General features: G+C 62.6%; 23 protein-coding genes. 18 read left to right on the plus strand and 5 right to left on the minus strand.

Annotation, left to right across the window (positions count from 1 at the left end):
* Window positions 1-13 precede the first annotated feature (13 nt).
* From dacB to HMPREF2896_RS04940, 13 genes are read left to right on the plus strand one after another with little or no spacing between them, the layout of a single operon-like run.
* Window positions 14-1,300: a D-alanyl-D-alanine carboxypeptidase/D-alanyl-D-alanine endopeptidase gene (gene dacB, locus HMPREF2896_RS04880; protein WP_070718178.1), complete on the plus strand. Its 1,287-nt coding sequence runs from the start codon at window positions 14-16 to the stop codon at window positions 1,298-1,300.
* Window positions 1,290-2,249 (plus strand): tRNA lysidine(34) synthetase TilS, encoded by a 960-nt coding sequence (tilS, locus tag HMPREF2896_RS04885; RefSeq protein WP_083311452.1) that lies wholly within the window; start codon window positions 1,290-1,292, stop codon window positions 2,247-2,249. The genes dacB and tilS overlap by 11 nt, the downstream gene beginning before the upstream one ends.
* Complete coding sequence (gene hpt / locus HMPREF2896_RS04890) at window positions 2,233-2,820, plus strand: hypoxanthine phosphoribosyltransferase (RefSeq protein ID WP_070645541.1); 588 nt, start codon at window positions 2,233-2,235, stop codon at window positions 2,818-2,820. The genes tilS and hpt overlap by 17 nt, the downstream gene beginning before the upstream one ends.
* Before the next feature lie 48 nt (window positions 2,821-2,868).
* Complete coding sequence (gene ftsH / locus HMPREF2896_RS04895; protein WP_070718183.1) at window positions 2,869-5,316, plus strand: ATP-dependent zinc metalloprotease FtsH; 2,448 nt, start codon at window positions 2,869-2,871, stop codon at window positions 5,314-5,316.
* Entirely contained in the window at window positions 5,306-5,896 is a 591-nt protein-coding gene (gene folE / locus HMPREF2896_RS04900; RefSeq protein ID WP_070445888.1) for a GTP cyclohydrolase I FolE, read from the plus strand. Before ftsH ends, folE begins: the two co-directional genes overlap by 11 nt.
* A 5-nt stretch (window positions 5,897-5,901) precedes the next feature.
* Entirely contained in the window at window positions 5,902-6,831 is a 930-nt protein-coding gene (gene folP, locus HMPREF2896_RS04905; RefSeq protein WP_070445890.1) for a dihydropteroate synthase, read from the plus strand.
* Between the two features lie 3 nt (window positions 6,832-6,834).
* A complete protein-coding gene (gene folB, locus HMPREF2896_RS04910) occupies window positions 6,835-7,206 on the plus strand; it encodes a dihydroneopterin aldolase (RefSeq protein ID WP_070445894.1) in 372 nt (123 codons plus the stop codon).
* A complete protein-coding gene (gene folK / locus HMPREF2896_RS04915) occupies window positions 7,206-7,679 on the plus strand; it encodes a 2-amino-4-hydroxy-6-hydroxymethyldihydropteridine diphosphokinase (protein WP_070718186.1) in 474 nt (157 codons plus the stop codon). Before folB ends, folK begins: the two co-directional genes overlap by 1 nt.
* Complete coding sequence (locus tag HMPREF2896_RS04920; protein ID WP_070718189.1) at window positions 7,679-8,152, plus strand: DUF3180 domain-containing protein; 474 nt, start codon at window positions 7,679-7,681, stop codon at window positions 8,150-8,152. The genes folK and HMPREF2896_RS04920 overlap by 1 nt, the downstream gene beginning before the upstream one ends.
* Before the next feature lie 5 nt (window positions 8,153-8,157).
* Window positions 8,158-9,372, plus strand: coding sequence for a DUF6779 domain-containing protein (locus HMPREF2896_RS04925; protein WP_070718268.1), 1,215 nt, complete (start codon window positions 8,158-8,160; stop codon window positions 9,370-9,372).
* Window positions 9,373-10,050, plus strand: a complete 678-nt coding sequence (locus HMPREF2896_RS04930; protein WP_083311453.1) for a Rossmann-fold NAD(P)-binding domain-containing protein — start codon at window positions 9,373-9,375, stop codon at window positions 10,048-10,050.
* A gap of 23 nt (window positions 10,051-10,073) precedes the next feature.
* Window positions 10,074-10,805 (plus strand): pantoate--beta-alanine ligase, encoded by a 732-nt coding sequence (locus tag HMPREF2896_RS04935; RefSeq protein ID WP_070718272.1) that lies wholly within the window; start codon window positions 10,074-10,076, stop codon window positions 10,803-10,805.
* 39 nt (window positions 10,806-10,844) lie between these two features.
* Complete coding sequence (locus tag HMPREF2896_RS04940; RefSeq protein WP_070718193.1) at window positions 10,845-11,792, plus strand: 2-dehydropantoate 2-reductase; 948 nt, start codon at window positions 10,845-10,847, stop codon at window positions 11,790-11,792.
* Window positions 11,793-11,819: 27 nt separating this feature from the next.
* Here HMPREF2896_RS04940 and HMPREF2896_RS04945 read toward each other — a convergent pair whose 3' ends face one another.
* Window positions 11,820-13,916: a PhoX family protein gene (locus tag HMPREF2896_RS04945; RefSeq protein WP_070564108.1), complete on the minus strand. Its 2,097-nt coding sequence runs from the start codon at window positions 13,914-13,916 to the stop codon at window positions 11,820-11,822.
* 187 nt (window positions 13,917-14,103) lie between these two features.
* On the opposite strand from HMPREF2896_RS04945, the gene lysS reads away from it, so the two are divergent.
* The 4 genes from lysS (at window position 14,104) to HMPREF2896_RS04965 (ending at window position 19,343) form a co-directional block, all read left to right on the plus strand.
* Entirely contained in the window at window positions 14,104-15,678 is a 1,575-nt protein-coding gene (gene lysS / locus HMPREF2896_RS04950) for a lysine--tRNA ligase (protein ID WP_070718196.1), read from the plus strand.
* A 170-nt stretch (window positions 15,679-15,848) separates the two neighbouring features.
* The gene (locus HMPREF2896_RS04955; RefSeq protein ID WP_070532267.1) at window positions 15,849-16,808 is read left to right on the plus strand and encodes a hypothetical protein; all 960 of its coding nucleotides are present in this window, start codon (window positions 15,849-15,851) and stop codon (window positions 16,806-16,808) included.
* Between the two features lie 31 nt (window positions 16,809-16,839).
* On the plus strand, window positions 16,840-17,784 hold the full coding sequence (locus tag HMPREF2896_RS04960) for a hypothetical protein (RefSeq protein WP_070718199.1): 945 nt from the start codon (window positions 16,840-16,842) through the stop codon (window positions 17,782-17,784).
* A gap of 158 nt (window positions 17,785-17,942) precedes the next feature.
* Entirely contained in the window at window positions 17,943-19,343 is a 1,401-nt protein-coding gene (locus HMPREF2896_RS04965; protein WP_070718203.1) for an MDR family MFS transporter, read from the plus strand.
* Here the strand turns inward: HMPREF2896_RS04965 and HMPREF2896_RS04970 are convergent.
* Window positions 19,340-20,599, minus strand: a complete 1,260-nt coding sequence (locus HMPREF2896_RS04970) for a serine/threonine protein kinase (RefSeq protein WP_070718206.1) — start codon at window positions 20,597-20,599, stop codon at window positions 19,340-19,342. The two genes, HMPREF2896_RS04965 and HMPREF2896_RS04970, sit on opposite strands and share 4 nt — an antisense overlap.
* Window positions 20,600-20,853: 254 nt before the next feature.
* Here HMPREF2896_RS04970 and HMPREF2896_RS04975 point away from each other — a divergent pair, with 254 nt between their 5' ends.
* The gene (locus HMPREF2896_RS04975) at window positions 20,854-23,631 is read left to right on the plus strand and encodes an ATP-dependent Clp protease ATP-binding subunit (RefSeq protein ID WP_070685745.1); all 2,778 of its coding nucleotides are present in this window, start codon (window positions 20,854-20,856) and stop codon (window positions 23,629-23,631) included.
* 143 nt (window positions 23,632-23,774) lie between these two features.
* Here HMPREF2896_RS04975 and HMPREF2896_RS04980 read toward each other — a convergent pair whose 3' ends face one another.
* The 3 genes from HMPREF2896_RS04980 to HMPREF2896_RS04990 form a co-directional block, all read right to left on the minus strand.
* Window positions 23,775-24,665, minus strand: a complete 891-nt coding sequence (locus HMPREF2896_RS04980; protein ID WP_070522760.1) for a cation diffusion facilitator family transporter — start codon at window positions 24,663-24,665, stop codon at window positions 23,775-23,777.
* Between the two features lie 80 nt (window positions 24,666-24,745).
* Window positions 24,746-25,606 carry a hypothetical protein gene (locus HMPREF2896_RS04985; protein ID WP_070718209.1) on the minus strand — a complete coding sequence of 287 codons (861 nt, stop codon included), beginning with the start codon at window positions 25,604-25,606 and terminating at the stop codon, window positions 24,746-24,748.
* Window positions 25,606-26,166 (minus strand): hypothetical protein, encoded by a 561-nt coding sequence (locus HMPREF2896_RS04990; RefSeq protein WP_070564096.1) that lies wholly within the window; start codon window positions 26,164-26,166, stop codon window positions 25,606-25,608. The genes HMPREF2896_RS04985 and HMPREF2896_RS04990 overlap by 1 nt, the downstream gene beginning before the upstream one ends.
* Window positions 26,167-26,181 lie beyond the last annotated feature (15 nt).

A 26,181-nucleotide genomic window follows, 5' to 3' on the forward strand; every position in this document is an offset into this window, starting at 1 on the left:
AGTCTAAAGGGCGATGAAAGCTAAGCATGTCTGGTGGAGTACTGCGGCCCTCGTCACGGCTGGTGCCGTGGCGGCGACGGCCGCCGTGGGCGTAGAAGTCCAGCGCACCTACGATCACCTGGACCACGGCCAGCCCTATAAGCAGGAAGAACCCACAACACTGGTCCAGCCCGTCGAGCCCGGCGATTTCGACGCCGCTGCGCTCAAAGCCAGGTTGGATGAGCTGGGCAAAGACAAGGCTCTAGCTACTTTCGGCGGGCAGGTCATCGACCCCACCACCCACGAGGTGCTGTGGGAGCGCGAGCCCGCGAAGCCGCTGACCCCGGCCTCCGCTACTAAGGTCCTCACCCTCGCCGCAGCAACACTCGCTCTCGATGAGGAAGAGCGCCTCACCACCGAGGTGGTCGCAGGTGCGCACGAGGGCGAAGTTGTTATCAAGGCCGCCGGCGATGTCTGGCTGACGGACGAGCGTCTCGATGAGCTGGCGGAACAGATCCAGCAGAAGATGGATACCGTCACGCGAGTCTCCATCGACACCTCCATCTGGGCCGGTCCCGACCAGGCACCAGGCTGGGACGATGACAATATCGATGGCGGCTATGTCGCTCCCATCCAGCCTGCCATGCTCTATGGCGGGCGCATTGGGGAAAAGACCGGCGACGTTCCGCGCTCCCACGAGCCTGCCCTCGATGTAGCCCGCGCGCTGGCCGCCCGCCTGGGCGCCGACAAAGCCGACTTAAGCTCAGCCCCCGAGAATTCCGAGGTCCTCGGCACCAGCGAGTCCGAGCCACTGGCCCTGCGCGCCCAGGAAGCAATAAAGTATTCAGACAACGTCATGGCGGAGGCCATCGCCCGCGAGCTGGCCGTCGGCCAGGGCACGGAAGCAAGCTTCGACGGCGCCACGATGGCCATCCTCGACGAGCTGCGTGGCGCCGGCATCGACGTCAACGGCGTCACCGTCAAGGACGGCTCCGGCCTCTCCCGCGATAACCGCATTCCCGCTGGGCTCCTCGCCCACATCGCGGACCAAGCCGTAGCCACCGACGAGCTTCGCCCGCTCTTGGGCTACCTCCCTCTTGCCGGTGGCGAAGGAACCCTCTATGAGTGCTATCACGATTCTTCTGCGCGCGGATTTGTTCGCGCCAAGACCGGCACCCTCACGGGAACTTCCGCGCTGACCGGTACCGCCCAGGGCCAGTCGGGCCGCGTCTACGCCTTCGCCTTCCTGGTCAACGACGGCGAAGTCACCTCCGCCCGTCAGGCCCAAGACGCCCTCGCCGCCGCACTTCATGACTTCTAAGAAACCTTTTTGGCCACGTAAAAGCCCCAACTTCTTGGCCTGCCGCGTCGCCGTCCGCGCTGTGGTGGGTGAGCAACCACGCGCCATAGCGGTGGGTCTATCCGGCGGCGCCGATTCCTTGGCGCTGACCGCAGCACTCCTCGCGGAGGGGCACGAGGTGACAGCGCTGTGCGTCGACCACGGTCTGCAGGAAGGCTCGGCCGCGCAGGCGCGCCGAGCTGCTGAGCAGGCCCGCGCCTTGGGGGCGGGAGCGGATGTGTTGCGGGTGGACGTCGCCAAGCAAGGCTCCGTCGAGGCCGAAGCCCGCGCCGCCCGGTACCGTGCCTTCGCGCCTTGGGCTGAGGTGGCGGTGGCGCATACCGCCGATGACCAGGCTGAAACCCTGCTGCTCAGCGCCCTCCGCGGGAGGGTGGCGGGCATGCGCGAGCGCTCCGCGGTGGAAGGTGTACGCATCCTGCGGCCCCTACTGAGCGTGCGCCGCGCCCAGACCGAGGCCGCCTGCGCGGAGCTGGGGCTGGAGGTCTGGCAGGACCCCCAGAACCAGGACCTGGCCTTCCGCCGCGTAGCACTGCGCCGCGAGATCCTCCCGCGACTGCAGGAGATCGTGGGTGGAGACCCCGTCCCGGCCCTAGCCCAGGCAGCCCACGACGCCGCGCTTGACGACGCCCTCCTCAGCACCCACCCCACCACCGACTGCACCGAGCTGGCCGTTCTTCCAGAACCGAAGCGCCGCCGGGCGATCGCCGCGTGGCTGCGCGAAGAAGGAGCGGAGGTTACGCGCGAGGCGGTGCGCGGCATCGATGCCCTGTGCACGCGCTGGCATGGACAAGGCCCCGTCGCCGTCCGCAGCGAAAAGAAAGGTACAAGGTTGGAAGTAGCACGCGTTGGTGGCAAACTGTCACTATTGCCTCGGTCAGCAAAGGAGCGCTCACGTGCACGACACCCATGAATCAGCCGTCCCCGCCCACCCCTACGGAGAGGACATCAAAAACGTTCTCATCGCCGAAGACGATCTTCAGGCGCGCATCCAGGAGATGGCGGACCGCGTTGCCGAGAAATACCGCAACACCGACGAGGACCTCATCTTGGTCTGCGTGCTCAAAGGCGCGGTCTTCTTCCTGACGGACTTCGCCCGCAAGCTCAGCATCCCCTCCCAGCTGGAGTTCATGGCGGTCTCGTCCTACGGTAACTCGGCTTCCTCCTCGGGAGTGGTGCGGATTCTAAAAGATCTGGACCGCGATATCGAGGGCCGCGATGTGCTCATCGTGGAGGACATCATCGACTCCGGCCTGACCTTGTCCTGGCTCATCCGCAACCTGCAGGGCCGCCAGCCGCGTTCCCTGGAAGTGGTCACGCTGCTGCGCAAGCCCGAAGTAGTCAAGGCGGAGCTGGATCTTTTTGACGTGGGCTTTGACATCCCTAACGAGTTCGTCGTGGGTTATGGCCTGGATTTCGCGGAGCGCTATCGCGATCTTCCTTTCGTGGGCACGCTGGACCCCGCGGTCTACAGCAACGACTAGTCTTTTCTTGTCCTCTCACCATGAGGCCTCGAATTCGCAAGGTAATTAATGAAAAATAAGAACATCATTCGCTATGGCTCGATCGCGGGCCTCGTTCTCATTCTGCTGTACGCCTTTACGTTCTTTAGCAATGATGCCCGCAGCTTCAAGCAGGTTGACACCTCGGTGGCCATGCAGCAGTTGGCGGAACAGAACGTTGAGGAAGCGCAGATCGATGACCGCGAGCAACAGCTGCGCCTCAAGCTCAAGAAGCCGGTGACGGTAGAAGAGCAAGAGGGCATCGAAGAGGTCATTGCCAAGTACCCGGCACGCGCCTCCGAGCAGGTCTTCAACGCGGTCAAGGATTCCGGTGCGGATAAGTACCAGACCAAGGTCACACAGGATTCCTTCATTGGCTCCATGATCAGCTTCCTGCTGCCGATGCTGATTCTCTTCGCGCTGCTGTTCTGGATGATGACCCGCATGCAGCAGGGCGCGGGCGGCATGTTCGGCATTGGTGGTTCCAAGGCGAAGGAGCTGACCAAGGACATGCCTACCAACACCTTCGCGGATGTGGCCGGCGCGGATGAAGCTGTGGATGAGCTGCAGGAAATCAAGGACTTCCTGGATGATCCGGAGCGCTACCATGAGCTGGGCGCAAAGATCCCGCGCGGCGTGCTGCTTTATGGCCCGCCGGGTACCGGTAAGACCCTTCTGGCCCGCGCGGTCGCGGGCGAGGCTGGCGTGCCTTTCTATTCCATTTCCGGCTCCGACTTCGTGGAGATGTTCGTCGGCGTGGGTGCCTCCCGCGTGCGTGACCTGTTCAAGCAGGCTAAGCAGAACAGCCCGTGCATCATCTTCGTCGATGAGATTGACGCTGTGGGTCGCCAGCGTGGTTCCGGCACCGGCGGTGGCCATGATGAGCGCGAGCAGACGCTGAACCAGCTGCTCGTGGAGATGGATGGCTTCGGCGACCGCGAAGGCGTCATCCTCATCGCCGCGACCAACCGCCCCGACATTCTGGACCCGGCGCTTCTGCGCCCGGGACGCTTCGACCGCCAGATCCCGGTGACCAACCCGGACCTGGCCGGCCGCGAGCAAATCCTGCGCGTGCACGCCAAGGACAAGCCGCTGGCTAAGGAAGTGGATGTGGCGCAGCTGGCCAAGCGCACCGCCGGTATGTCCGGCGCGGACTTGGCCAACGTGCTCAACGAGGCTGCCCTGCTCACCGCCCGCATCGGCGGCAACGTCATTACCTATGACGCGCTGGAGGAGGCCACCGACCGCGTCGTCGGCGGCCCGCGCCGCCAGGGCAAGATCATCTCCGAACATGAGAAGAAGGTCACCGCCTACCACGAGGGCGGCCACACCCTGTCCGCGTGGGCGCTGAAGGATATCGAGCGCGTCTACAAGGTGACCATCTTGGCCCGCGGCCGCACCGGCGGCCATGCCATGACCGCGCAGGAAGACGATAAGGGCATGTACACCCGCGATGAGTTGTTCTCACGCCTCGTCTTTGCCATGGGTGGGCGCGCCGCGGAAGAGCTCGTGTTCGGAGCACCCACCACCGGCGCTTCTTCGGATATTGAGCACGCCACCAAGATTGCGCGCTCCATGATCACGGAGTATGGCTTCAGCCCGGATTTGGGAACCGTCAAGTACGGCAAGGAGCAGGGCGATCCCTTCGCCTATGCCGCCGGCGGCGGTGGCTCCATCGACTATTCGGATGCCGTGGCCGCCAAGATTGATGAGCAGATGGCCTACCTGCTGGACCGCGCGCACCAGCAGGCCTATGACATCCTGTCCGAGCACCGCGACTACCTGGATAAGCTCGCCGAGATGCTCTTGGAGAAGGAAACCCTGCGCCGCCCGGACCTCGAGGGCATTTTCGAAGGCATTGAGCCGCGCGAGGCTTTCGACGTCTTCCCGAACGAGGACGCCCGCTTCCCGCGCCAGGCCGGCCGCGAGCCGGTAAAGACCCCGGTGGAGCTTGCCCAGGAGCGCGGTGAGGAGCTGCCGAAGCGCATGACGCTTCTCGACGCCTCCCGTGCCGCCCGTGCGCGCCGCCACGCGGAGCTCGAGCGCGCGAAGGAAAACGGCGGGGAGGCCGATGGCGCCGCCGCGACATCGGCGGCGCCGGTCGAGGAGATCGGCTTCAGCTTTGGCCAGCACGCAGGCGACTTTGTGGATCCGGAGAAGGGCAATACCTTCTTCGGCGAGTCCGATATCACCGAGCCCACCGGCCGCGAGCTCAGCGCAGACGAGGCCGCCAGCGATGGGGCGCAAGAGGAGACCGTGGCCCCAGAACAGGCCGGCCCTAGCCACGAGGACACCCAAGAGATTCCGCGTGTGCCGAATGCCGCTGCACCGCAGCCGGAAGCCCAGCCGCAACCGCGCGAACCGGAACGCCGCGGCCGCCATGCCAAGCCGGAGGATCACTCCTGGGGAGCACCCGGCTGGGGAGAGAACGAATACCGCAACAACCCATACAAGGATGGCGACACCAATGAGCGATAACATCCCGGCGCAACACGACTTCGATCACGAGCGCGCCGAAGCAGCCATCCGCGAGCTTCTCATCGCAGTGGGCGAGGACCCCGACCGCGAGGGCCTGCGCGAGACCCCGGCCCGCGTGGCCCGCGCCTATGCCGAGGTCTTCGCAGGACTCCACCAGGATCCGACTGAGGTCCTGCACAAGACCTTTGCCGAGGAGCACCAAGAGCTTGTCCTGGTGCGTGATATTCCCATCTACTCCACGTGCGAGCATCACCTCGTGCCCTTCTATGGCACGGCGCACATCGGCTACATCCCCGGTCCCGACGGCCACGTCACTGGACTGTCCAAGCTGGCTCGCCTGGCGGACATGTACGCCAAGCGCCCGCAGGTGCAGGAGCGCCTCACGAGCCAGATCGCCGATGCACTGGTGGAGGTCCTCCACGCGCAGTCCGTCATCGTCGTCATCGAGTGCGAGCACCTGTGCATGGCCATGCGCGGCATCCGCAAGCCGGGAGCGACCACGACAACCTCCGCGGTGCGCGGTGGTTTCAAGAAGAATGCGGCCTCCCGCGCGGAGGTCATGAGCCTGATTAGGAGCTAGCAGCAATGGCAGTCAGCGATCTCACTGTTCCCGGCCGCACGCTGGTCATGGGCATTGTTAACGTCACGGAGGATTCCTTCTCCGACGGCGGGCGCTGGATCAACATCGACGATGCGCTCAACCACGCCCGCCACCTCGTGGAATCCGGCGCGGACATGATCGATGTCGGCGGCGAGTCCACCCGCCCGGGCGCAGTGCGCGTGGCTGCCGAGGAGGAAGAGAGCCGCGTCGTGCCCGTCATCAAGGCGCTGCACGAGGAGGGGATTAAGACCTCCGTGGATACGATGCGGGCCTCGGTTGCCAAAGCCGCTGCGGAGGCCGGCGTCGACATGATCAATGATGTCTCCGGTGGTGCCGCCGACCCAGACATGTACCGCACCATGGCCGAGACCGGCCTGCCGGTGTGCCTCATGCACTGGCGCACCGTCCAATTCGGCAGCGCGGCCGGAGTGGCCGACCACGGCGGGGATGTTGTGCGCGATGTCCACGAATCCTTGGCGAAGCTGGCCGATAGCGCCCTGCAAGCAGGTGTCAGCCACGACAATATCGTCGTGGATCCGGGCCTGGGCTTTGCCAAGTCCCCACAAGATAACTGGGCTTTGCTCAAGGCCTTGCCGGAGTTCCTCCAGGGCGAATTCCCGCTGTTGGTGGGAGCCTCCCGCAAGCGCTTCCTCGCCGCTATCCGGGAGGATCGCGGTGCCGAGTCCAGCCCGCTGCTCGCGGACCCGGCCACCGCCGCCGTGACCGCCATCTCCGCGCAGATGGGCGCGTGGGGCGTGCGCGTGCACGAGGTGGATGTCTCGCGCGATGCCGTGGACGTTGCCGCGGCGTGGAACGCGGGCGCATCCTACACCGGTGGCGCGCATGCCTCCGGCAGCTACGCCAACGGCGCGGACGGCGGAACAGTGGTGTCCACTTCTTTGGGAAAGGCATAAAACATGGCGGATCGCATCGAGCTCACCGGCCTGGAGTGCTTTGGCTACCACGGAGTCTTCGAGGAAGAGAAGAAGACAGGACAGCCCTTCATCGTGGATGTCACCTGCTGGTTGGACACCGCGGGCATCGAGGATGACCTGTCCCGCACGGTGAATTACGCCGAGCTTGCTGACGTCACCGCAGACATCGTCGAAGGCCCCTCCCGGGACCTCATCGAGACGGTGGCTGAAGAAGTCGCCGAGACCGCCATGCGGCGCTTCGAGATTCTCCACGCCATCGAGGTGACCATCCACAAGCCGAAGGCACCCATCCCACGCACCTTTGCCGACGTCGCCGTCGTAGCACGCCGCTCCCGGAAGAGGATGGCAGGCTAATGCGCGCCGTGCTGTCCATCGGCTCCAACATGGAGGATCGCCGCGCGCTGCTGCAGACCGTCTTTGATGAGTTTGCTGAGGAGACCGTCGCTGCCTCTCCGGTCTTTGCCACCCCGCCGTGGGGCGTGACCGACCAAGATGAATTTCTCAACGCGGTGCTCATCGTGGACGTGGACTGCACCCCGCTGGAGCTGCTGCGCCGCGGCCAGAAGTTGGAGGAGGCCGCTGAGCGTGTGCGCGTGCGGCACTGGGGCCCGCGCACCTTGGACGTGGACATCGTACAGATAGACGGCGTGACCTCCGAAGATCCGGAACTTACTCTGCCGCACCCTTATGCCCACGAGCGCGCCTTTGTGCTCGTGCCGTGGCTGGCCGCGGATGAGCACGCGCAGCTTAACGGCACCCTGGTGCGCGAACTCATCGCCGACCTCGATGAGGACGAGGTCGCGGCGGTGAAGGAACTGGGGGAGTAATGACGAGGACGTCGATCGGCGCGCTCATCGGCACAGCCCTCTTCGTGGCCGCAGCGGCCGCCATCCTCACCACCCGCTTTTATGGCTCCATGCTGGCCATCCCGGCAATGGTGTCGATTTCCCTGTGGGCCATGGCGCTGGTGTGCGTGCTGTTGACCCTTAAAGTCCGCGGCGCCAAGGAGGACGAGCACGGCATCGGCCTGGACAACTCGCAGCTCAATCCCATGACCATCGCGCAATTCTTGCTGGTCGGCAAAGCCTCGGCGTGGACCGGCGCCATCGTGGGCGGGGCCTATGCAGGCATGGCAGTTTACGTGGTGCCTCGTGCGGGTGAGCTCGTCGCGGCGGCTGGTGACCTGGCTGGGGTGGTGACCTCTGCGCTGGGTGGTGCCGCGATGTGTGTCGCCGGAGTGGTGCTGGAGCGACACTGCGAGGTGCCACCTCCAACTGATGGGGCACAAGCGGTAAGTTAGTGGGCATGACGAGCCCGCATCACGCCCCTGAGCCCCAGCACGAGTCGGCCCCGGACGATTATCCGACGGCCCAATTTTCTGCGCAGCCGGACTCTCAGCCACCAACGCCGGCGGAGTCTTCTGAGACCGGTTCGAAGACGGATGCGGGTTCCATCGGGCTTATCGTCTTGGTCATCCTCGCGGTGATTGCCAGCCTGGTCATGCTGATTTCGGGTTCGGCGAATGCGCTGAAGATCGCCTTGCTCGCCTCCCTGTGGGCTGCGGTGCTGGGCTTCTTCCTGGTTGTGCGCTACCGCCGCCAGGCCCATGAGGCCAAGGAGCTTCTGGCAGTAGAGCGCGCCCATGCTGCATCCACTTTGACCGCTTCCGGCGCTTCCACTACGGACAACAGTCAGGTCCTGGCGGAGATCCGCTCTGAGCTAGAAGCCATCCGCGCCCAAATCGAGGAGATCTCCGGGCGCGAGTGGGTCTACGAGCCCGCCGCCCTGTATGCGGAGGCTCGCCGCATCCAGGAGCTGGAGCGCAAGGCCGGCGGCGCGAGCGTGGATGAGCGTGGCGATGCCCCCAACGTGAACTTCACCCAGAAGTCCGGTGGAGCGCCGTCTGCCGACGCCGTGGCAGGCCGCCTCGGTTCGCAGCCAACCCACCCGGTGAGCAATCCGCTGGATAATCTGCTGGCGGATAATGCTCGTGGCAACGCCCAGCAGCCTGCTGCGAAACCCGCCGAGCAGCCCGCAGATCAGCAGGGCACCCGCCCAGCACCATCTCCCTTCGGTGCACCACAGCCGTCGCAGAACCGTGCCCCGGCGTTTCGCCCCATGGGTGAACCACAGCAGAAGCCGCAGGCGCCGCAGCCGCAGCCCCAGCCGAAGGCCGAAAAGCCGCAGGTAAAGGCAGAGAAGCAGCAGGCGCGCACCGAGCAGAAGCCGCAACAGCAGAAGCCTCAGACTCAGTCGCAGCCGAAGGCGCCGGAGTTCAAGACCGATAGCTTCCAAGCCGTGCAATGGAACCAGGGTGCCGCAGGCGCGCAGCACGTCAAGGAGGATGCTGGCCCCGCACAGCCGCACCACCGCCACCGCAAGCCGGAGTCAGACAGCGCACAGCCCAGCACCCGTGGCCGTCGCCGCAGCGATGAACACCGTGAGGGTGCGGTGTCCGTCGCGGAGCTTTTGGCGCGCCGTAAGCAACAGCAGGAGCCGGACAAGGACGTGAAGAAGTAGATGCAGGCACCACGCATGCGGGTGGCGGTCTGGGGTAATTCCCGGGCCGGCATTAACTTCGCCCTCCGTCTGGAGATGGCTGGCCACACCATTGAGAAGCTTGAGGACCCCGCCCAGCTGGACCGCTTCGATGCGCTGATTCTCGCCGCGACGGCGAGGGAGCTGGAGGGGGCGGTGGGGGACGTCGAAAAGCACGTGCGCCCCAAGCAAATCGTCATCCACACCTCATTGCTGGCTGGGGTGGAAGCCCTTGATGAGCTGGAAACGCGCGGGTGTCTGACGATTGCCGCAGCTCCCCTGGGCGACTCCTACGCGGTGGGCGCTCTCGATGAGGTGGCGGATACCGTCATTAGTCTGTTGCTTTCAGAGATTCATCAGACCGCAGAAACAGTGCCTGAGGCACAACGTGCGGAGCGAGCCGCGCGGTTGTACTACGCGGAGATGCTCGGTGTGCTGAGTGCTTGGGCGTCTGTAGAGGCGAAGATCATCGAAGACTTCATGGGCAGCGCTTTTGAGCTTGACGCCGGTGACATCATCGATGCTTACCCCGCCGCGGTGGAGCTCGGCATGGCGCGCAACTACCGCGACGTCGCCCGCATGGTGGGTGAGAAGAAGAACATGGAAGAACTGGAACTGTGGGCACTAAGAAAGGAAGCGCCGTGGCCGAACAACTCCTAGTGGAGGACATTGAGCGCATCCGCATGGTGGGCAGCGCCTACCGCAGGACGGGCAAGCGCGTGGTGCTCGTACCGCTGGGCCGCGATATTCACGCCGGGCACCTTGCCTTAGTGCAGGCAGCACAGGGCGTGCGCGGAAGCGTGGTTGTCGTCGCCGTTGACGACGACACTGACATCACCGCCCTCGACAGCGTTGATGTGGTGTGGCGCTATGGCACGCAGAGCCAGCGCACGCGGGTCCTTGCACCCGATCACGGCATGGAAGACGTCAGTGCGGAGTTGACCCGCATTGTGGCGCTGACCTGTGCGCTTGGCCCCAGTGATGTGTTCATGGGGGAGAAAGACTACGAGCTGCTCGTGGCTACCCAACAAGCTTTTACGGACCTTCACATCGGGGCGCGTGTGCAGGGTGTGCCCTCGGTGCGCATGCCCGATGGTGTGGTGATGAGCCTGCGCAATGCCGACGTGGCACCTGAAGCACGCGAGCAAGCCAGCGCATTGTCAGCGGCACTTACCGCCGGCGCGTACGCGGCGGAGTCCGGGGCCGAGGAAGTCGTCCGTGTGGCACGTGAGGTGCTCACTGCCGCGGGCGTCGAGCCGGAATACGTGGAGCTGCGTGGGCGCGACCTTGGGGAGCCACCCGCAGAGGGCGATGCCCGCCTCTTTCTCGCCGCCACCATCGGCGGCGTGCGGCTCATCGATAACGTGGGCGTGCCGTTGGGAATTGGCTTCCGAAATTTAGAACAGCGCGGATAAAAGTCTGTGGCGCAGGTCTCCACCGGTTAGGTTGGAGACATGAAGATTGGAATTCTGGGAGCCGGCGCCATCGGCGGATACTTTGGCGGAAAACTGAAAGCAGCGGGCCACGACGTCGCCTTCGTCGCCCGTGGCGAGACCTTGCGGGGGCTGGGGGAGACGGGCGTGACGCTGATCGACGCCCACGCGGAACCCACCACCACCGAGGTTATTAAGGTCCCGGCTGCGCAATCCTTTGCTGAGATCAAGGAGCTGTTGGGTGGGCTGGACGTGGCGATTATCGCGTCGAAGGCGCTGCCAGGCAATGAGACCTTTGGCAGCGCTGAGGACCGCGAGGCCTTGCAGAGCGTTCCAGTGGTGACCACGCACAACTCGGTCGAGATTCCGTACCTTGCGGCCGAGGAATTTGGGGAGGAAAACATCCTTGCTGGGGTTGCCCGTGTTTATGCCACCCGTCTGGGGCCGGCTCAGATCAAGCGCAATCCGGGGCCTTTGGCTTTGGCTTTTGGTCCGCTGAGTGCTGATGCGCCGGAGTCACTGCGCCGTACAGGTGAGGATCTGGCGGCCGCGCTGAAAGAGGCGGGTGCCGCCAGCAAGTTCCACGACGCAGCGCTTGTCGACGTCTGGTCGAAAGCCATGTTCGTTACCCCTACCGGCACTCTGGGCGCCTTGGTGGATAAACCGATTGGGTACCTCTGCCAGGAAATCCCCGGCCAGCTCGAGGCCTTCATGCGGGAAGTTGAGGCCGTCGGGCGCGCACTCGGCGTGGAGCTACCAGAGAACGTGGTGGAACAGACCATGGAGTTTGCCCGCCAGCAGCACCCGGACAGCACGTCCTCAATGCAGCGCGATATCAAGGAAGGATTGCCCAACGAATTAGACGCCCAGGTCGGAGCGATCCGACGCATGGGCGTCAAAGCTGGGGTTGCAACCCCGTTGTGGGACTTCGCACAGGAGGTGCTGGAGGCGCAGCTGCGCACCGCCTAAGAGTGCGCACTACGCAGCGTCGGTGCCTTATTCGGTACCGATCTTGCCGCCCTTCTTCCACACCACAACCACGGCCGGGCGCGGGGTGGACTTACCGCCATCAGGCCAGTGGGAGGTGGCCTTGTCGAAGGTGGCGTCATCAGACTCGCCCGGGTGCTGAACGTTGACCATGACGCGGTCATCGTCGACGATCGGGCCACAGGTCTCCGCGCCCGCCGGGACGGTGAGGAAGCACTTGAGCTCGCCGCGGGTCTCGCCCTCGGTGGTCACGGCGTAGAGGCCGTCGTTAGAGTCCAGCGCGTTGCCGTCAGTGGAGATCCACAGGTTGCCGTGGTTGTCGAAGGCCAGGTTATCCGGGCAGGAAATCGGGGAGACCTTCTCCTTGTCGAAGCCACCGAAGTAGGTGCTGGCCTCACGCGGGTCACCGCAGACTAGGAAGAGGTTCCAGGTGAACTTCTCACCGGCGTGGTCATCCTCGAGCTCCATGACGAGGCCGTTCTTGTTCTCCTTGACCGGAGCCCATTCCTTGGCGTCTTCCTTGTTCTTCTTAGCGTTCTCGCCGGTGGCGCCGCGGTACTTATTGTTGGTCAGCGCGATGTAGACCTTCTCGGTCTCCGGGTGAACCTGGACGTCTTCCGGGCGGTCCATCTTGGTGGCGCCCACCTTGTCGGCGGCCTCACGGGTAAAGACGGCGACCTCTTCGGCGGACATGCCGTCCACGTGGGACTCGAACTTGTTGTTCTCAGTATCGGAGGTCAGCAGCTTGACCCACTCGCCGCTGCCATCGAAAGCGCCGTCCTCCGGCAGGACACCAGAGCCGTCGATTTCCTTCTCCGGGGAGTTGCCCTCCATCTTGGCCACGTACAAGGTGCCGTGGTCCAGGATGGTCATGTTGTGCTCGAGATCGCCTTCCTTGTACTTCTTGGTGGAGACGAACTTGTAGACGTACTCGAAGCGGGAGTCATCGCCGGAGTAGCACACCACAGTGCCATCCTTGGTGATGTGGATGTTGCCGGCCTCGTGCTTGAAGCGGCCCACTGCGGTGTGCTTAATCGGGGTGGACTTCGGGTCCAGCGGGTTGATCTCCACGAGCCAGCCAAAGCGGTTCGGCTCGTTCGGCTCCTTGGTCACATCAAAGCGGGCATCGTACTTTTCCCACTTGCGGTCGGACGGGCCTTCCTCGATGCCGAAGCGCTTGAGGGATTCAGCAGCCTTCTTATCCTTGATGTCGCCGCCGGCGAAGTATTGGTCGAAGTTCTCTTCGCCGGAGAGCATGGTGTTCCACGGGGTCACGCCGCCGGAGCAGTTGTTGAGGGTACCCAGGACCTTCTCACCCTTCGGGTCGGCGGAGGTCTTCACCAGGTCAGTGCCCTTAGCTGGGCCCACCAGGGTGAACGGGGTGGTGGCGGTGATGCGGCGGTTGAGCGGGCCGAACTCACGCTTGAGCTCGCCGGAGCCCTTGACCTTGGACACCTCGAGGATAGTGTGGCCGTGACCGGCCCAGCCGATCTTCACCTGTTCCTCGGTGGGGTTCTCCGGATCGTAGTCCGGGAACATCATCGGCTCGGTGGTGTACTCGTGCGAGCACATGTAGATCATGCGGTTCTTGTCATCCGGGTGCTCGATGAGGCCGGCGAAGTCATTGTTGAAGCCGAACTGCTTCTCCGCCGCTTCGGCGGTCTGGTTGTTGACGTCGAATTCCGGAGCGCCCTCGATGACTGGGTCACCCCAGGCAATCAGAACGGACTGCTCATAGCCCTTCGGGATGACGACCTCATCCTTGGTATTGGCCTCAACGGCTTCAAAGTGCATGCCTTCGGCGGAGGTGAGCTCGATGTCGGAGCCCTTAACTTCGCTGGTCTTGTTGGAGGAGCCGCCCGCCGCAGACCCGTTGTCATCCGGAGCAGCGCATGCAGCCAGCGCAGAGGAACCACCAACGGCGACGACAGCCAAGCCACCGGCGCGCAGGGCGGTACGGCGGGAGAACTGGTCGCCGAAGTAAGGGTTGTCGGAGGTGTTCTCGCATTCGCCGAAACAGGCATTACCGCACTTGTAGGTGCAGGTAAGAGAAGAACGAGACGAGGTGAACATGTTAGCCAAGAGATTACGGCCGTTGAGTGCCATGAAAGTTATGCTCCAAAAATCGAAAATCGTTGGTTGCGCAAGGGGATGTCGCAACGAAGTGTCGCAACGGACGTCATGAGTTAATACGGTTGAGATGACCGCGCGGTTGATCCTGTCTAACCGCTAGATGAACACTCTGTGAACCGGGATCGCGCCAGCGTATAGGGATCGACTACCCTAGACAACCGTGAGCGAGAAGAAGAATACTGAAGTTACTGACGTCCCCGAGCAGCTGCGCATTCGCCGCGAGAAGCGTGCCCGACTGTTGGAGTCCGGCACCGAGCCCTATCCGGTGACCGTAGACCGCACGATCTCCCTGCGGGATCTTCGCCAGCAGTTCCAGGTGGTGGCCGAAGGCGAGGAGCCGGCCGCGGAAGAGGGCGTCACCTACCTCAGCGCTGGTGAGGAGACTGACGTTGAGGTGGCCATCGCCGGCCGTCTCATTTTCATGCGCAATACCGGCAAGCTGTGCTTCGCCACCCTGCAGGATGGCGACGGTACCCAGGTGCAGGCCATGCTGTCCCTTGCAGAGGTAGGGGAGGAGCGCCTAGCCGCGTGGAAGTCCGACGTTGACTTGGGTGATTTCATCTCCGTGCGCGGCCGAGTAATTGCCTCGCGCCGCGGCGAGCTCTCCGTCATGGCTAGCGAATGGACCATGGCGGCGAAGTCCTTGCGCCCGCTTCCGGTGTCCTTCGCTGACATGAATGAGGAAACCCGCGTGCGCCAGCGCTACAACGACCTCATCGTGCGCGAGGAAGCCCGCAAGAATGCCATGACCCGCGTCAAGGTCATGCGTGCACTGCGCAACTACCTGGAGGATGAGGGCTTCGTAGAGATCGAAACCCCGATGCTGCAGACCCTCCACGGCGGTGCAGCAGCCCGCCCGTTCGTAACGCACTCCAATGCTTTGGACATTGACCTGTACCTGCGCATCGCGCCGGAGCTCTTCCTTAAGCGCGCCGTCGTCGGCGGCATCGATCGCGTCTTTGAGATCAACCGCAACTTCCGCAACGAGGGCGTCGACCGCTCCCACTCCCCGGAATTCGCCATGCTGGAGACCTACGCCGCGTGGGGCGACTACAACGATTGCGCCCGTACCACCCGCGAGTCCATCCAGTCGGTGGCACGTGCGGTCTTCGGTTCCACCACCGTTACTTTGGCGGATGGCACTGAGTATGACTTCGGTGGTGAAGAGTGGCCGGAGATTGAAATGTACCCCTCACTCAACGAGGCTCTGCAACGCAAGTTCCCGGGCCAGCCGGAGGTCACCATCGACTCCACCGTCGAGGAGCTGAAGGCGCTTGCCGACGTCATCGGGCTCGACGTCCCGAAGGACGGCGGCTGGGGCCACGGCAAACTGGTGGAAGAGATCTGGGAGGTGCTCTGCGAGGACCAGCTCGAGGGCCCGATCTTTGTGAAGAACTTCCCGGTCGAGACCTCTCCGCTGACCCGCCAGCACCGCTCCCTGCCGGGTGTGACCGAGAAGTGGGATCTCTACGTGCGCGGCTTCGAGCTGGCTACCGGATACTCGGAGCTGGTGGATCCCGTTATCCAGCGCGAGCGCTTTGAGGATCAGGCGCGCTTGGCCGCCGGCGGTGATGAGGAAGCCATGGTCTTGGATGAGGACTTCCTCGCCGCCATGGAGCAGGGAATGCCGCCGACAGCCGGCACGGGCATGGGCATCGACCGCCTGCTCATGGCCCTGACCGGCCTGGGCATCCGTGAGACCGTGCTCTTCCCGATTGTGAAGCCGGAGAAGTAGGCCCGAGGCCAACTCGCACCGAGCTCACCCCGCGGCACATTCCGCGCGCAACGCACAAGCCACCAGCCCCACAGCTGAAGGCTTGTGCGTTGTTGTTTTGCAGCCTCCAGTTTGTTGCCACAGCGCACATCACTCAGCGAGAAGCCTGCCTGCGTGGAAAAATACAAAGCATGAAAAAGCTACTCTCTCTTCTCACACTGCCGCTTGTAACGGCTGGCTTGGTTGCGTGTTCTTCTGATGAAGGAACCGAGGAAACCCATCGATTCGAAGTTGTGGAGTCCTCCGGTTCTCAAAGCAGTGCGCAAAGCTCTGAAAGCGCCGAAGAAAGCGATTCCACAGATCGCGAGCCGGAGTTTGGCTCTCAATCTTCCGGACTCAAAGAACGCGATGCCGAGGACTTCCGCGCCACTGGGTTCAGGTATGAGACCACGGTTGCCTGGGGAGTAAGGAGCCCAGACGGCAGGGTGTCGTGTTCTCTGACTGAGGGTTCCAAAGGGCCGTGGTGCAGCGTTGGCTTCGAGAACCCGCCCATCCTGCCCGACCCCGAGAACCCGCAATGGGAAGCGAACATGGTTTCCTTCAAAGATGGCGCAGGCTTCTTCCCCAACGGCGTGGTGGATGCCGGCGACCAGGTTCCATCGCAGCAGCTGGGGGAAGGCGAGAAGGTCGAAATAGACGGTGTGGTTTTTGAAGCCCCCAGCGCAGATGAATTCACCGTTCAGGCCCAAGGGCACCAGTTCACCGTGAAATACGGCGGCCAGTTTTCGGCGGATACCTATCCTTTTAAACCGGACTCCAATGGCTATGCGCCCGTGGGTACCGTCTGCGGCGAGGCTGACACCAATTTTGGCCGTCAGAAAGTCTTTGTGCAGACAGACGGGACGAATTGCACGACTGCAATGGACATCGTGGACAAGTACTTCAACTACGAGTGGGACATCAAAGAAATGAACTCTCGCGGAATTTTGGAGCTTGACGGCTGGAAGTGTTCCTACCGAGAACCGGAGTACATTGACATGCCGGATCCGGATGCACGCCGTCTGCACTGCGGTGATTTGTCCGGTAATGGTCGGGTCATTCTTCTCGACGCTGTACACCCAGATGTTCCGAAATACACATATAACTACTAGCGCAGCACTAATTCGTGGGACGATGATTGTTATGAAGAAGCTTCTCTCTATCCTTTCTGCCTCCCTCATGGCCTGCGCCGTGGCTTCGTGTTCTTCCACGAGCGAACCGGTGGGTGATGAGCCACAGTTTCAACAGAACTCAGCCAGCACCACTAGCTCTGAGTCTGCCTCCAGTAGCTCTACTGAGGCCGCGGCGTCGAGCAGCGCCAAGCCCGATAAAGACAAACCCGGCGGATTGAAGGAACGCGATCCGAAGGACTTTATGGCCGGCGGTGATCGGGCGAGTATTCCGAACCCCATCCCGGCCGTCAAGAGCCCTGATGGGCGCGTCCTCTGCCTCATTCACGAAGAGACTGACGGCCCAAACTGCAAGGTGGAGTTTGCTGATCCGCCAATCTATCCGGGGCCAGTCATGCAAAGCTGGAGGTCAAACGCGGTGAGCTACCGCAGTGACCGTGGCTTCTTCCCTGTGTGGGCCATCGAGTTCTATAGGCCCACCGAGGTTGAAACGCTCAACGAGGGCGAGACCGTGAGCTTTGACGGTGGAACCTTTGAGGCGCACAGCGGCAATGAGTTCGTGGTCAAGTCGAACGGGCACCACTTCACCGTCAAGGATGATGGACAGTACTACTCCGATACCTTCCCGGCGAAACCGGACGCGGATGGCATTGCCAACACCGGTGCGGTGTGTGGTGAGAGCGGCACGCGTGGTGAAGACACCGGTTTGGTCTACGTGCAAGAGGACGGCACGAATTGCAATGACGCCATGGAATTGTTGGATGAATACGCCAACCATGATTGGCAGGCTGGCGAGGGCGGAAGCCGTGGCCACCTCGAGACTGACCTAGGACACTGTGCATACGGTGCGCCGAAACTGTGGGAGGATACCCCAGAAAACCGGCTGCTGGGCTGCAGCCTGGATAGCGGTGGCAGCGTCGTGGTCATCACGTCCCGCAACATGGAAACGATTCCTTAAAACCCCACCACCTGCCGGGGAGCGAGGAAACCTCGCTGCCCTGGCTCATGTGGCATCCCCGGCTAGCTTGCGAGTACTCTAAACTCCTTGCGCGCTGACATCGGAAGCGTTGGCGCGAGTATCCCCAGAGCAGAGAAAAGAAAGGTGTGGCTGGCCGCATGTCCGCTGAGATTCCCTCCAAGGTAGTCATCAACCTCAGCATCCTGGTGCTGGGAGCGATGGTCATGATTCTCAACGAGACCTCGCTGTCCGTCGCACTACCAGCCATCATGGCGGACTATGGCATCCCCGCCACGAGCGCACAGTGGTTGTTGACGGGATTCATGCTCACCATGGCCGTCGTCATTCCGACCACCGGTTACCTGCTGGAGAGGCTCACCACGCGCCAGATTTTCTTCGCCTCTGCCGGGTTCTTCCTGGCAGGCACCGTGGTCGCGGCCCTTGCGCCGAGCTTCGTCGCTTTGCTCCTCGGGCGCGTCCTGCAAGCAGGCGGGACTGCGCTGATGATCCCCACTCTCATGACCGTGGCCATGACTTTGGTCCCACCGCAGCGCCGCGGCACGGTGATGGGAATTATTTCTGTGGTTATTTCCGTCGCCCCGGCGCTGGGCCCCACGGTCGGCGGGGCAATCCTTAACCGCTTCACCTGGCACGTCATCTTCTGGGCCATGGTGCCGCTCATCGCTCTCATCCTGGTGGCTGGTCTCTGGCGCCTGAGCGATGTGGGTGAGAACCGCGATACCCCACTCGACGGTCCCTCCGTACTCCTTTCTGCTTGTGCATTTGGCGGTCTGGTCTATGGTTTGTCTTCGATTGAAAAGATGCTGCAGGGTGGTGCCTGGGTAGACATCACCGTCACCGTGGTGGGCGTCATCGCGCTCATCGTCTTCATCCGCCGGCAGCGGCGTCTGGCGCTCGAGGATCGTGCACTAATGGATATGCGCCCCTTCCGCGTTCGCAACTTCACGCTCGCGGTGCTCATCCTGGTATTGTCCTTCGGCCTGATGCTGGGAATGGTTACGGTCTTGCCCATCTACCTGCAGACCACCCTGGGCGTCACCGCCTTTGCCACGGGATTGGCGGTGATGCCGGGTGGTATTCTCCAAGCATTTCTTTCCCCGATTGTGGGCCGACTCTTCGATTCCTATGGCCCGCGCCCGCTCATGATTCCTGGCTCGCTGTTTATGGTGGCCAGCCTGTGGCTCTTGGCCACCTTGGGCGAGAACTCAGCCGTGTGGATGGTTGTGGGCATGCACGTTCTCTTCTCCTTCGGCATGTGCCTGATGATGACGCCGTTGATGACAACAGCGCTGTCCTCGCTTCCGGAGAAGCTGTATTCGCATGGCTCGGCCATCATGAACACCTTCCAGCAACTGGCGGGTGCGATGGGAACGGCTTTCCTCGTTGTCTTCCTCACGCGCGGCACCCAGGCCGGTGTCGCGGCGGGGATGGGGCCGGCCGCAGCGACGGCACAGGGAACGCACTGGGCTTTCCTTTTCGCTGGCGTGGCCGGCACCGCCATTGCGGTGATTGCACCGCTGCTCAAGCGCGTGGATTAGCACAGCGGCATGTTCAGTCGAAGCTCCTCTGCGTCCTCACCCCATACGAGGACGGCGTCGGTGGAGTCCTCGGCGCCCATGTAGAACACCGGCTCGGTGTCGGAAACGTCGTAGCTGCGCACGGTGCACTGCCCGTTGGATAGTTCCTGTGCATCCTGCGTCGGGGCGGCTGCATCGCGCTTGGCGACGTCCCCGTACCGCGCCACGGAGTATCCCACACCGTCACCAACGCAGGTGATCTTTGCGTCCTGACCATCTTCCGGTTCGCGGGCATCGCAGGTGGCACCGCTGAAGCCTTCCCCGCCGGGACGGGAGCTGATGAGTCCCGGGTGGTCGTCGACAAGCGCCTGCTCAGCCTCGGACCAAGCCGGCCGTCCCAAGAAGAACCACAGTAGGCCGCCGATCAGAGCTAAGAGGAGAAGCCCCACGCCGAGCCCGGTGAAGACTTTCTTCTTCGAGGTCGACCTGCGCTTGGAAGAGTCCGCCGCGGGGGCAGAAGCGGGGATCGACGGTTGCGGCTGCGTTCCCCACCCCTCCTGCGGGGCGGGGGTGTAGGGCTGTTCTGCTTGCCACTGCGGTGTGCCCGCTGTGGCGGTGTTCGCGCCAGTGGTGTTCGCGCCAGCAACATTGGCGCTGGTCGTGCCCGCGCTACGGAGAGAATCAACGACGGCAGCAGCCGAGGGGTAGGCGGCAGCTGCGCGGAAGGAAGGGCAGGCGGCGGCGACGATGCGCGCGAGGCGGTCGATTGCTTCTTTCGCTGTTGCGGTGGGAGCTTCGTTATTTGAGGCTGGTCCGACCGCAGCGAAGAAGGCATTCGAGCGGTTATCGGTCAGGATGATGCGACGCGGATTGAGTGCGCGGACGGCGTAGTTGGCGCGGCCCTTGTTGAGTAGAAAGTCGGTGGCGTCTGCCAGGGGAGCAAAGACGGCGAGGGCTTCCTCCCGGGACAGGTGGTGCGCGCCAACGCCGGAGGAGGTGAAGTTAGAAAGCTGCTCGCCCGGCAGACTGCGGCGCACAAAGAATTCCTGACCGCTGTTCATCGTGCCTGTACCCACGATGGGTGCGATGGCGCTGTGCTGTAGCTGCCCCACAATGCCGGACTGGCGGAGCACGCCGCGGTGCTCTGAGGCGTAGATTTCCACGAGCATCTCATTGTGTGAGGGATCTTCCACGAGGAAGAGCGTGGAGTCGGCTCCTTGGTCCAAGACTGCCTTTTGGCGCAGCTGGTGCTGGGTGGTGAAAAATTCTGGGAGCATAGACACGGTGAGAGGAAATCCTTCGCGGAGAGTCGACGATGAGATTTATAGAATCCTCTTCATTCTAAGGGGATGAAGCCTCCATGGCAGGCTGGTGCGTGACGCGGGCTTTCTAGCGCCTGTTCGCTACCGGCGTACAGTACCGCTGCCTGCGGAAACGGGGGTTTAGGGGAAGTGGGGAGAAAAATCGTGAATGGAGTGTCCGCCCCGCGCGTTAGAGTGGATGACACATTTAAAGCGAAAGGTAAGAGGTAATGTTCGAGAGGTTTACTGACCGTGCTCGCCGCGTCATCGTTTTGGCGCAGGAGGAAGCACGCATGCTCAACCACAATTACATCGGCACCGAGCACATCCTCCTGGGGCTTATCCATGAAGGTGAAGGTGTAGCAGCCAAGGCCTTGGAGTCCATGGGCATCTCGCTGGAGGATGTCCGCCGTGAGGTGGAAGAGATCATTGGTCAAGGTTCTCAGCCGCACACAGGCCACATCCCATTTACCCCGCGCGCCAAGAAGGTCCTCGAGCTCTCGCTGCGTGAGGGCCTCCAGATGGGGCACAAATACATTGGCACCGAGTTCCTGCTCCTCGGCCTCATCCGTGAGGGTGATGGTGTGGCTGCGCAGGTGCTGACCAAGTTGGGTGCTGACTTGCCGCGCGTTCGCCAGCAGGTTATCCAGCTGCTCTCCGGATATGAGGGCAACGAGGGCGAAGGCAACCAGTCCCAGGGCGGTGCCGGCCCGGTTGGCGCTGGTGCTGGCGCTGGCCAGGGCGGCCGTGGCGGCTCGGGCGGCTCCGGTGAGCGTTCCAACTCTCTGGTGCTGGACCAGTTCGGCCGCAACCTCACCCAGGCTGCGCGCGATGGCAAGCTGGACCCAGTGGTGGGCCGCGATTCCGAGATCGAGCGCATTATGCAGGTGCTGTCCCGCCGCACGAAGAATAACCCGGTGCTCATCGGTGAGCCCGGCGTGGGTAAAACCGCCGTGGTCGAAGGCTTGGCTCTCGATATCGTCAACGGCAAGGTCCCGGAGACCCTCAAGGATAAGCAGCTCTACTCGCTGGACCTGGGCTCCCTGGTGGCCGGTTCGCGCTACCGCGGTGACTTTGAGGAACGCCTGAAGAAGGTGCTCAAGGAGATTAACCAGCGCGGTGACATCATCCTCTTCATCGATGAGATCCACACCTTGGTCGGCGCCGGTGCCGCCGAGGGCGCTATCGACGCCGCGTCGCTGCTGAAGCCGAAGCTGGCCCGTGGCGAGCTGCAGACCATCGGTGCCACCACGCTGGATGAGTACCGCAAGCACATTGAGAAGGACGCCGCTCTCGAGCGCCGCTTCCAGCCGGTCAAGGTGGAAGAGCCTTCTCTCGATGACACCATCCTCATCCTCAAAGGCCTGCGCGATAAGTACGAGGCACACCACCGTGTCTCCTATACCGACGAGGCACTGAAGGCGGCGGCCTCCCTGTCTGACCGCTACATCAACGACCGCTTCCTGCCGGATAAGGCCGTGGACCTCCTCGATGAGGCCGGTGCCCGCATGCGTATCAAGCGCATGACCGCTCCGGAGGGCCTGCGCGAGGTCGATGACCGCATCGCTGAGGTCCGCAAGGAGAAGGAAGCTGCGATCGACGCCCAGGACTTTGAGAAGGCCGCTGGCTTGCGCGATAAGGAGCGCAAGCTGGGTGAAGAGCGCGCGGAGAAGGAAAAGCAGTGGCGTTCCGGTGACCTAGAGGAGATCGCTGAGGTCGGTGAGGAACAGATCGCAGAGGTCCTGGCTCACTGGACTGGCATTCCGGTTCTCAAGCTCACGGAGAAGGAATCCAACCGCCTCCTCAACATGGAGGAGGAGCTGCACAAGCGCATCATTGGCCAGGACGAAGCCGTCAAGGCTGTGTCCCGCGCCATTCGCCGCACCCGTGCTGGTCTGAAGGATCCGCGCCGTCCTTCCGGTTCCTTCATCTTCGCCGGCCCGTCCGGTGTGGGTAAGACGGAGTTGTCGAAGTCCTTGGCTAACTTCCTCTTCGGTTCGGATGATGACCTTATCCAGATCGATATGGGTGAGTTCCACGACCGCTTCACCGCCTCCCGTCTCTTCGGTGCTCCTCCGGGATACGTCGGCTACGAGGAAGGCGGCCAGCTGACGGAGAAGGTCCGCCGTAAGCCGTTCTCCGTGGTCCTCTTCGACGAGATCGAGAAGGCCCACAAGGAGATCTACAACACCTTGCTGCAGGTGCTGGAGGACGGCCGCCTGACCGATGGCCAGGGCCGCATCGTGGACTTCAAGAATACGGTGCTCATCTTCACCTCCAACCTGGGCACCCAGGACATCTCGAAGGCCGTGGGCTTGGGCTTCACCGGCTCCTCGGAGAATGATTCGGATGCGCAGTATGAGCGCATGAAGAACAAGGTCAACGACGAGCTGAAGAAGCACTTCCGCCCTGAGTTCCTCAACCGTATCGATGAGATTGTGGTCTTCCACCAGCTCACCCAGGAGCAGATCGTCGAGATGGTGGAGCTGCTCATCGGACGCGTCGAGAAGCAGCTTTCCGAGCGTGACATGGGCATCGAGCTCACCCAGAAGGCCAAGGATCTTCTTGCCAAGCGTGGCTTCGATCCGGTCTTGGGCGCTCGCCCGTTGCGCCGCACCATCCAGCGCGAGATTGAGGACCAGCTCTCCGAGAAGATCCTCTTCGGTGAAATTGGCGCCGGTGAGATCATCACCGTGGATGTTGAAGGCTGGGATGGTGAGTCCAAGGACAACTCTTCCGCAACCTTTACCTTCACCCCGCGTCCGCGCCCGCTGCCGGAGGACACCTTCGACAAGGAGCTCGAGGAGACCGCCGTGCGTGAGGCCGATGAGGAACTCGCCACCGAGATCGATGAGGAGTCCCACGGTCCGGATTCCGATGGTCCTGACACCGTCACCCCGGACGTCCTCGACGAGTCTGGTAGCGATTCCGCCGAGGAATCCCACAACAACGATGGTGATGACGGCAATCCGCCGCCGGCTGGTGCCGGTGCTGGCCAGCCGCTCTAAGCGCTGACTTGGGCCCCGCGCTGGGCCCATAAGGATTAGCCCCGAACCGCATGCGAGTGACACTCCGTGCGGTTCGGGGCTTTCTTTGCGTGACCGGTGGGCGGGACGGCCCGGTGGGCGGCGTGCCCACAACTAGAACAGAATCAGCACACTGTCTCGTGGGATTCGTGTTCCGGGGGCTCGATCTGGATGGTGGAGTGCTCGATGCCGTGTTCGCGCAGAACGTGCTGGGCGGCATCTAACAGCGGACCGGTGTCGACGGTGCCGTCGCGCACGATGTGCACGGTCGTGAGAACGTTGACTCCGTCCAGGCTCCACAGGTGCAGGTCATGGATGTCGGCAACGCCTTCGACCCGACGCAGCACGGGTTCGATCACGCTGGCGTCGAAGCCCGCCGGAACCTGCTCGAGCAGAACGCTTGCCGACAACCGCATGAGCTGCCACGCGCGTGGGAGCACCATCGCCGCGATGACTAAAGAGGCGATCACGTCCGCCGCCACAAATCCCGTGGTCAGCACCACGATGCCCGCTACGATCACCGCGACCGAGCCGAGCAAGTCCACCAGTACGTGTAAGAACGCGCCTTCCACGTTGATCGAGGACTCGCGGTGCCGGTGCAGCACCCACGCCGAGAGCGCATTGGCTACCAGGCCGATCACCGCGATGATCAGCATCGCCTTGCCCTGTACCTCGGCCGGGCTCTGCAGGCGGCGCACCGCCTCGACGACAATCCACACTGAGATTGCCAGCACCATTACTGCGTTGGCTAGCGCCGCAAGTACCTCTACTCGCCGGTAGCCGTAGGTGGCCTGGGCTGATGCTTGGCGCCGCCCAACCAACACTGCGATCACCGCAATGATGAGTCCCGCGGCGTCGGAAAGCATGTGCATCGCATCCGCCATCAGTGCCATCGAGCCCGCCAACCATCCGCCGATTAGCTCCGCGAAGAAGACAATGCCGGTAATACTGAGCGCAATCAGGAGCGCGCGCAGCGGCGTGCTGGAGTGATCATGGTCGTGGTGCTCGTGTGCCATGCACTCAGCCTATCACCACCAACGCTTATTGACAATAAAATGAAAACGTATGGCGGCGGGCAAAAGTGTGCGTTCTAGCTCTACTTGGCCACGCCGAGGTCTACCAGAGCTTTCTTTGCTACTTCAGGGTCATCACTCTTGATCATGTACTCAACGATTCCCTTATCATCCGCGAGGATCTCCTGAACAGTGAAGATGGCCTCCAATCGCTGTGCCTTGAATGTGGAACCGCGCGTTGATTCTGCCGGAATCTCAGCGGCGTCCAAGACGGGCTTGCCGTCACGAACGGCGGCGGTGGCAGCAGGATCATCGGTGAAGACTACATAACCAACCTCAGGCGCCTTCGTAGTATCCACGGAACAGTTGGTGCCCTTCGCTTCTGGGGCAGGGGAGTTATCCGCGCCGTAGTAGCTGAACATCACTTCATAATCTGTGCACACTTCCACGAAGTCAGCAATCGGCTCGGGCGCATGGTCGGTAGGAGTGAGGCCGCTTTGAGCGTCGCCAGCAGTATCGCCACCGGTCTCGCCGGCGGTGTCACCGTTGGAAGCCCCGGAATCGGCAGGTGCTTCAGCGGCGGGCTGCGCAGGCGCGGCGGAATCCTCAGACTTGTCACCAAAGAGGGCATCTTTAGCTGCGACGTAACCAATCGCTACCACCACGATGACCGCGATTACTATCGGAAGGAGCAACAGCTGCTTCTTTACACTGAGGCCTTGCTTCGGGGCATCGGTATGGGAACCTGTCGTGCCCGCGGTGGGGTTTGACGTGGAGGCGGTGCCTGATGCATTCTTCGAAGCTGCGCCTGGGTCTAGTAGTGAGCCATGCTTGATGAAATGGCGGTAGCCATTATCCGCAACTGTCTGGCCTTCTTTGATGTGTGATGTGTCTTCCGCCCCGTTAAGGTGATCGGGCGAACCCGGGTATGCAAGTCGGCTCATTATTCAGTCCACCACCGTGAATCAATATCGGAATACAGGGAGCGCATCGACTCAACGCGCGCTTCCACGCTGTCGCGATTGAGACGGTGCTTGTTTTCTTTCCACCGCTTAAAAAGCTCCTCCGAAGACACCGCGCGCGAGGCCTCCGTCCGTGCTTCACGGCCTGCGGTCAGGGCCCACTGGGCGGCAAACTGCACGCGACGCGCGGCCTTTTCCGTGAACCCGCTCCACACTTTGTACGTGTTGTAGAGCTGAGCCACGACGGCCCAGCCATCTTGGTAGGGCAGAACTGTGACGTTGCCCAGGTTGTCAAGTTCAAGGAACTCAAAATGAGATGGATCCTTCTTATCGGCGGTCACGAGGATCCTTCGGTTGGTGACAAACGCGGCACCATCCACCCCGCTTGCTTTCGTGGCGGCGGCTTCCAGCACAATTTCGTCGACACCAAGGCCTTCTACAACGGCTGCGGCGGCAGCGTGCACAATCTCGGAATCACCAGCACGTTTAAGTGCAGCACCGAGATCTGGCCGGTCTGTCATTGCAATTTGGGGTCCTGTCATGCACACGAGACTAAC

The sequence above is a fragment of the Corynebacterium sp. HMSC069E04 genome, from assembly GCF_001813175.1.
Lineage (GTDB): Bacteria > Actinomycetota > Actinomycetes > Mycobacteriales > Mycobacteriaceae > Corynebacterium > Corynebacterium aurimucosum.

Bases quoted from the DNA above. Each gene is read 5' to 3' on its own strand.
- dacB (WP_070718178.1), top strand. From the start codon at position 14: ATGAAAGCTAAGCATGTCTGGTGGAGTACTGCGGCCCTCGTCACGGCT.
- tilS (WP_083311452.1), top strand. From the start codon at position 1,290: ATGACTTCTAAGAAACCTTTTTGGCCACGTAAAAGCCCCAACTTCTTG.
- ftsH (WP_070718183.1), top strand. From the start codon at position 2,869: ATGAAAAATAAGAACATCATTCGCTATGGCTCGATCGCGGGCCTCGTT.
- folE (WP_070445888.1), top strand. From the start codon at position 5,306: ATGAGCGATAACATCCCGGCGCAACACGACTTCGATCACGAGCGCGCC.
- folP (WP_070445890.1), top strand. From the start codon at position 5,902: ATGGCAGTCAGCGATCTCACTGTTCCCGGCCGCACGCTGGTCATGGGC.
- folB (WP_070445894.1), top strand. From the start codon at position 6,835: ATGGCGGATCGCATCGAGCTCACCGGCCTGGAGTGCTTTGGCTACCAC.
- folK (WP_070718186.1), top strand. From the start codon at position 7,206: ATGCGCGCCGTGCTGTCCATCGGCTCCAACATGGAGGATCGCCGCGCG.
- HMPREF2896_RS04920 (WP_070718189.1), top strand. From the start codon at position 7,679: ATGACGAGGACGTCGATCGGCGCGCTCATCGGCACAGCCCTCTTCGTG.
- HMPREF2896_RS04925 (WP_070718268.1), top strand. From the start codon at position 8,158: ATGACGAGCCCGCATCACGCCCCTGAGCCCCAGCACGAGTCGGCCCCG.
- HMPREF2896_RS04930 (WP_083311453.1), top strand. From the start codon at position 9,373: ATGCAGGCACCACGCATGCGGGTGGCGGTCTGGGGTAATTCCCGGGCC.
- HMPREF2896_RS04935 (WP_070718272.1), top strand. From the start codon at position 10,074: ATGGTGGGCAGCGCCTACCGCAGGACGGGCAAGCGCGTGGTGCTCGTA.
- HMPREF2896_RS04940 (WP_070718193.1), top strand. From the start codon at position 10,845: ATGAAGATTGGAATTCTGGGAGCCGGCGCCATCGGCGGATACTTTGGC.
- HMPREF2896_RS04945 (WP_070564108.1), bottom strand. From the start codon at position 13,916: ATGGCACTCAACGGCCGTAATCTCTTGGCTAACATGTTCACCTCGTCT.
- HMPREF2896_RS04955 (WP_070532267.1), top strand. From the start codon at position 15,849: ATGAAAAAGCTACTCTCTCTTCTCACACTGCCGCTTGTAACGGCTGGC.
- HMPREF2896_RS04960 (WP_070718199.1), top strand. From the start codon at position 16,840: ATGAAGAAGCTTCTCTCTATCCTTTCTGCCTCCCTCATGGCCTGCGCC.
- HMPREF2896_RS04965 (WP_070718203.1), top strand. From the start codon at position 17,943: ATGTCCGCTGAGATTCCCTCCAAGGTAGTCATCAACCTCAGCATCCTG.
- HMPREF2896_RS04970 (WP_070718206.1), bottom strand. From the start codon at position 20,599: ATGCTCCCAGAATTTTTCACCACCCAGCACCAGCTGCGCCAAAAGGCA.
- HMPREF2896_RS04975 (WP_070685745.1), top strand. From the start codon at position 20,854: ATGTTCGAGAGGTTTACTGACCGTGCTCGCCGCGTCATCGTTTTGGCG.
- HMPREF2896_RS04980 (WP_070522760.1), bottom strand. From the start codon at position 24,665: ATGGCACACGAGCACCACGACCATGATCACTCCAGCACGCCGCTGCGC.
- HMPREF2896_RS04985 (WP_070718209.1), bottom strand. From the start codon at position 25,606: ATGAGCCGACTTGCATACCCGGGTTCGCCCGATCACCTTAACGGGGCG.
- HMPREF2896_RS04990 (WP_070564096.1), bottom strand. From the start codon at position 26,166: ATGACAGGACCCCAAATTGCAATGACAGACCGGCCAGATCTCGGTGCT.